General features: G+C 68.2%; 7 protein-coding genes. 4 read left to right on the top strand and 3 right to left on the bottom strand.

All coding sequences use genetic code 11. The features are described 5' to 3' along the window. Positions 1 to 226, bottom strand: a 226-nt coding sequence (locus ACRDUX_RS15585) for a TetR/AcrR family transcriptional regulator (RefSeq protein WP_526414921.1), incomplete at its 3' end; no start/stop codon positions are given. A 107-nt stretch (positions 227 to 333) separates the two neighbouring features. Here ACRDUX_RS15585 and ACRDUX_RS15580 point away from each other — a divergent pair. Further along, positions 334 to 1,239: an alpha/beta hydrolase gene (locus tag ACRDUX_RS15580; protein ID WP_526414920.1), complete on the top strand. Its 906-nt coding sequence runs from the start codon at positions 334 to 336 to the stop codon at positions 1,237 to 1,239. Here the strand turns inward: ACRDUX_RS15580 and purD are convergent. After that, complete coding sequence (gene purD / locus ACRDUX_RS15575) at positions 1,236 to 2,507, bottom strand: phosphoribosylamine--glycine ligase (protein WP_526414919.1); 1,272 nt, start codon at positions 2,505 to 2,507, stop codon at positions 1,236 to 1,238. The genes ACRDUX_RS15580 and purD overlap by 4 nt on opposite strands. A 96-nt stretch (positions 2,508 to 2,603) precedes the next feature. Between purD and ACRDUX_RS15570 the strand changes: the two genes are divergently transcribed. Together ACRDUX_RS15570 and ACRDUX_RS15565 are read left to right on the top strand one after the other, a co-directional pair. Next, positions 2,604 to 3,857 carry a cytochrome P450 gene (locus tag ACRDUX_RS15570; RefSeq protein ID WP_526414918.1) on the top strand — a complete coding sequence of 418 codons (1,254 nt, stop codon included), beginning with the start codon at positions 2,604 to 2,606 and terminating at the stop codon, positions 3,855 to 3,857. 25 nt (positions 3,858 to 3,882) lie between these two features. Continuing rightward, complete coding sequence (locus tag ACRDUX_RS15565) at positions 3,883 to 4,497, top strand: TetR/AcrR family transcriptional regulator (protein ID WP_526414917.1); 615 nt, start codon at positions 3,883 to 3,885, stop codon at positions 4,495 to 4,497. Here ACRDUX_RS15565 and ACRDUX_RS15560 read toward each other — a convergent pair. Further along, complete coding sequence (locus tag ACRDUX_RS15560) at positions 4,469 to 4,924, bottom strand: winged helix-turn-helix transcriptional regulator (RefSeq protein WP_526414916.1); 456 nt, start codon at positions 4,922 to 4,924, stop codon at positions 4,469 to 4,471. The two genes, ACRDUX_RS15565 and ACRDUX_RS15560, sit on opposite strands and share 29 nt — an antisense overlap. Positions 4,925 to 5,035: 111 nt before the next feature. Between ACRDUX_RS15560 and ACRDUX_RS15555 the strand changes: the two genes are divergently transcribed. Continuing rightward, on the top strand, positions 5,036 to 5,366 hold a 331-nt coding region (locus tag ACRDUX_RS15555), incomplete at its 3' end, for an MFS transporter (protein ID WP_526414915.1).

Genomic DNA, 5,366 nt, shown 5'->3' with positions numbered 1-5,366 from the left:
GTTCGACCTCACGGATGCCTGCGTATTCGACGGCTCGCTCGACGAGGTCGTCGAGCGAGGAGAAGTAGTACGTCGTCGACGCCAACGGCAGCCCCGCGCGGCGGGCGACCGCGCGGTGCCGGACGGCGTCGAAGCCGCCTTCGCATAGCAGATCGGCGGCCGCGCTGACCAGCGCGTACCGCCGCCTTTCACCCTTGGGGGTGACCGCTGCCGTCACGACATGAATCGTGCCAGCAACGGCACTTCGGCATCGGGCTTTCGGCCAACTACGAGCCTCTACTCGCCGAAGTCCGTCCCGGCGACGGGTTTGGGTGTAGGTAACGGGGCGATGGCATGATGGCCTCCGTGTCAGACCTGAGCCGTCGAGCGATCCTGAGACTCGGCGTCGGTGCCGCCGCGGGCGCCGCGGGCGCGTACGCACTGGGCTCGACGCTCCGCGAACCACGGGTCATCACTCCGCCCGTCGCGATGACGGGAGTAGGCGCACCGCTCGCTCCGCCACCGCCGCTGGAGCCTGCGCCGACGGCCGCCCCGACGTACGTCACCGGGTCATTCGTGTCGGCGGCGCGCGGCGGCGTCCCCACCAACTGGGCGATCGCCCGACCTCCGGGCCAGACCGGTTCGCTTCGTCCGGTCATCGCGTTGCACGGCAAGGGTCAGGACGCGGCGGGCGTGATGGCGGGCGGCGTCGAGGACGGGCTGGCGCAGGCCGTCGCGGCGGGCATCCCGCCGTTCGCCGTAGTGGCGGTCGACGGTGGCGGAGGCTACTGGCACAAGCGAGAGTCGGGCGAGGACGCGGGGGCGATGGTCCTCGACGAGCTGATCCCGATGCTGAGCTCGCAAGGCCTTGACACGTCGCGCGTCGGCTTCCTCGGCTGGTCGATGGGCGGCTATGGCGCGCTGCTGCTCGGCTCGCGGCTGGGTCCGGCGCGTACGGCGTCGATCTGCGCCGTGAGCCCGGCACTGTGGACGTCCTCGGGTGCGACGGCCCCCGGCGCCTTCGACGGCGCGGACGACTACGCCGCCAACAGCGTGTGGGGTCTGCCGAACCTGGCGTCGATCCCCGTCAGGATCGACTGCGGCAACAGCGATCCCTTCTACTCGGCCACCAAGCAGTACATAGCGCAGTTGCCCACTCCGCCGTCCGGTGGCTTCTCCCCCGGCGGGCACGACGGCGCGTTCTGGAGTTCGCAACTTCCTGCCGAGATCGAGTGGATGGCGCCGATCCTCGTCGCCTAGGCCAGCTTGATCCGGCCCTCTGCCGCCGCGAGCCCGATGTCGGTGCGAAAGTGACTGCCCGGCAATCGAACCGAACCGATCAGTGCATACGCGGCGTCGCGCGCCGCGGCCAGGTCGGCGCCGGTGCCCACCACCGAGAGCACGCGGCCACCCGAGGACACCACGGCGCCGTCGTCACGCCTAGCGGTTCCCGCGTGCAGTACGCCGGAGACTTCCGAACCGCCGATGACGTCGCCGACGCGGGGGCGGCCGGGATAGTTCTCGGCGGCGAGCACCACGGCCACCGCGGCGCCGTCGCGCCACTGCAACGGCGGTTGGGCGGCCAGTTCTCCGGTGGCGGCCGAACGCAGCAGCTGCCCGAACGGGCTCTCGAGTAGCGCGAGCACGGCCTGGGTCTCGGGATCGCCGAAGCGACAGTTGAATTCCACCACCGCGGGGCCACGGGACGTGATGGCCAGGCCTGCGTACAGCAGCCCGGAGAACGGGCAACCACGCCTGACGAGTTCGGCGGCAACGGGTTTCACGACGTCGTCGACGATCGACGCGACCACGTCGGCAGGCAGCCAGTCCAACGGCGTGTACGCGCCCATGCCTCCGGTATTGGGACCGGCGTCGCCGTCGCCGACGCGCTTGAAGTCCTGTGCGGGCAGCAGTGGGACCACCGTCTCGCCGTCGACCACGCAGAACAGCGACACCTCCGGCCCGTCGAGGAACGACTCGAGCAGCACCGGGTGACCGGAGTCGAGCAGGCTCGCGGCGTGCGCGCGAGCGGTGTCGCGGTCGGCCGTCACCACCACGCCCTTGCCCGCGGCAAGACCGTCGTCCTTGACCACCCACGCGGGATCGCCCGCGCTGGGGCCGAACCGGTCCAGCGTCGCGTCGAGGCGCGCCGGGTTGTCGACGATCTCACTCCTGGCGGTGCGCACCCCCGCGGCGTCCATGACGTCCTTGGCGAAGGACTTGGCGCCCTCGATCCGCGCGGCGTCCTTCGACGGTCCGAAGCAGGCGATCCCGGCGGCCCGCACGGCGTCGGCGACGCCGAGAACCAGGGGCACCTCGGGGCCAACCACCACGAGGTCGGCGCCGAAGCGCTGCGCCAGTTTCACCACCTCGTCACCGGAGGTGATGTCGACGTCGTACTGCTCGGCGAGCGCCGCGGTGCCCGCGTTTCCGGGTGCTACGGCGAGCGCCTCGACCTCGGGATCTCGGCGTAGCGCCAGCAGCAGCGCATGTTCACGGGCACCGGATCCAATCACGAGGACGCGCACGGTCAACAACCCTAAACCTTCCTGCGGGCATACACTCTGATCGACGGTGTATGGTCAAAGTCGATAGTGCACTACGTCACACGAGGAGGTGTCGCCGTGACCACCATTCGGAGCGGCTGTCCATTCGGAGTCGACGGGCTCCTGCCCCCCGGGTACGACTTCACCGATCCCGAGGTCCTGCTTCGCGGTATCCCGGTCACCGAGTTCGCCGAACTTCGCAAGACCGCACCGGTCTGGTGGAACGAGCAGCAGGAGTCGATCTTCGACGACGGTGGCTACTGGGTGATCAGCCGCCACGAGGACATCAAGTCCATCTCCCGCAACGGTGAGGTCTGGTCGACCAACCGCAAGGGCGCGGTGATGCGGCTGCCCGACGGCGTCACCAGCGAGCAACTGGACCTGACGAAGGCGCTGCTGATCAACCACGACGCTCCCGAGCACACCCGGCTGCGCAAGATCGTCTCCCGGCTGTTCACACCGCGCGCCGTGGCGGCGCTCGAGGAGAAGCTCGCGGTGGCTGCGCGCGAGATCGTCGCCGAGGCAGCCACGAAGGACGGCGGCAACTTCGTCGACGACGTCGCGACCAAGCTGCCGCTGCTGGCGATCGCGGACCTGATCGGCGTCCCCGAGGCCGACCGCAGCAAGTTATTCGGTTGGACCAACGCCATCATGAACACCGACGACCCCGACTTCGACTCCGATCCGACGGTCGCCAATGCCGAGCTGATGGGCTACGCGTACACCATGGCCGAGGAGCGCAGGCGCTGTCCTGCCGACGACATCGTCACCCGGCTAGTGCAAGCCGACATCGACGGGGAGTCGATGGACGACGTCGAGTTCGCGTTCTTCGTCATCCTGCTCGCGGTGGCGGGCAACGAGACCACCCGCAATGCCATGACGCACGGCATGAACGCGTTCTTCGACAACCCCGACCAGTGGGAGCTCTTCAAGAACGAGCGGCCCGACACGACGGTCGACGAGATCGTCCGCTGGGCCACCCCGGTGCATTGCTTCCAGCGCACGGCGCAGGCCGACGTTGAGCTCGGCGGCGTCACCATCCGCGAGGGACAGCGGGCCGGTCTGTTCTACAGTTCCGCAAACTTCGACGAGTCCGTCTTCGACCGGCCCTTCGAATTTGACATCCTGCGAAACCCCAACCCGCACCTGAGCTTCGGCGGAAACGGCGCACACTTCTGCATCGGAGCCAACCTGGCCCGCATGGAGATCAAACTGATCTTCAACGAGCTCGCGAACCAGATTCCGGACATCGCCAAAGTCGCCGAACCACAACGGCTTCGATCGGGCTGGATCAACGGGGTCAAGGAGCTGTCGGTCTCCTACCGGGGCTGAAGCCGGGCCCGGCTAGTATTCGGGCGTGCGCACCCATGGCTGGTCGGGATCCACGCCCGCGACGGATGAAGAGGCCGTCGCGCGGATTCTGGCTGCCGCAGGCAGGGCCATTGACGAGCGGGGCGCCGACCTGAGCATCGCCGACGTCGCCCGCACCCTCGGCGTCACGCGCCAGACCGTGTATCGCTACTTCCCAAGCACCGACGCGCTGTTGGTGGCCGCCGCAGAGCACGCGGCCGTCGGCTTTCTCGAACGGCTCGCCGATCATCTGCGGGGTATCACCGATCCCGTTGAAGCCGTCGTCGAGGCGATCGCGACCGCACTGGAATGGCTACCCAAGGACAAGCACATCGGCCTGCTCATCGTGCCGGGCCGTGCCGACGCACACACCGAGTCGGTCACCTCCGACATCGCCCTGCAGTTCGCCAAGTCGATGCTCGGTCGTTTCGACGTCGATTGGGCCGCAGCGGGTTACGGCGACCACGACCTCGACGAGTTGGCCGAACACCTTTTGCGGATCATCCAGTCGTTCGTCATCGACCCCGGCAGGCCGCCGCGCACCGGCAGTGAGCTACGCGACTACATGCGACGGTGGGTCGGCTCGGCCCTGCTCACGGCGAGGTCCAGCCGGCCGGTCTGACCGGTTGAGTGTGCTCGGGCCGGACCTCATCGCCGTCGGGCGTCTCGTATCGCAGCCGCGGCAGCGATCCGCCACTCCGCGCGTCGACGTAGGTGCTGCGCGGTTCGTCGTCGTCGAAGGCGTTGTCCGAGCCCCATTCCCGTAGCGCGACCACCAGGTGGAACAGGGCTTCACCCCTTGGCGTGAGCACGTATTCGTGGTAGGCGGAGCCGCCCGCGTCGGGTTGCACCGAAAGCACGCCTGCCTCGACCAGTTGAGTCAACCGCGCCGACAGGATGTTCTTCGCCACGCCGAGGCTTCGCTGGAACTGCGTGAACCGGGTCAGCCCCTCGAATGCGTCGCGCAGGATCAAGAGCGTCCACTTGTCACCGACGACGTCGACCGTTCGCGCCACGGGACACGTGGATCGCCCGAGGCGAGTGCTCATGGGGGTGACACCTCCGTCGGGGAACTGGTTGCATTTCGAAACCACTAAGCCTATGGTCTGGTTTCAATCTAGTACCACTTCTCCGCACATCCAAGGAAGCGAGCCAATCGGATGACATGCACGGCCGGCCCCGACAGTCGGACGTCCCAGACCATCGGTTCGCGGATGGCCCTCCTACTGGCGTTCGTCAGCGGCGCTGCGGTGGCCAACGTCTACTACGCTCAGCCGCTGCTGAACGACCTCGGTACGCAACTGCAGATGTCGACCGCCGCGCTGGGCTGGGTGACCACGGCGACGCAGGGTGGCTATCTCGTGGGCCTGGTGACGGTGGTGCCGCTGGGTGACAGGTTCGACCGGCGCGGCATCATTCTCATCCAGTTGGTCGTCACCGCCGTCGGGCTGCTCGGCGCCGCCGTCGCTCCGTCGGCATGGACGTTCCTCG

Source organism: Mycobacterium sp., assembly GCF_050701675.1.
Classification (GTDB): domain Bacteria; phylum Actinomycetota; class Actinomycetes; order Mycobacteriales; family Mycobacteriaceae; genus Mycobacterium.
The sequence above is the reverse complement of the archived record's forward strand: the minus strand, read 5'-3'. Positions and strand labels throughout refer to the sequence as shown.

Coding starts and splice junctions, on each gene's coding strand:
- ACRDUX_RS15580 (WP_526414920.1), top strand. CDS start 334: ATGATGGCCTCCGTGTCAGACCTGAGCCGTCGAGCGATCCTGAGACTC.
- ACRDUX_RS15560 (WP_526414916.1), bottom strand. CDS start 4,924: ATGAGCACTCGCCTCGGGCGATCCACGTGTCCCGTGGCGCGAACGGTC.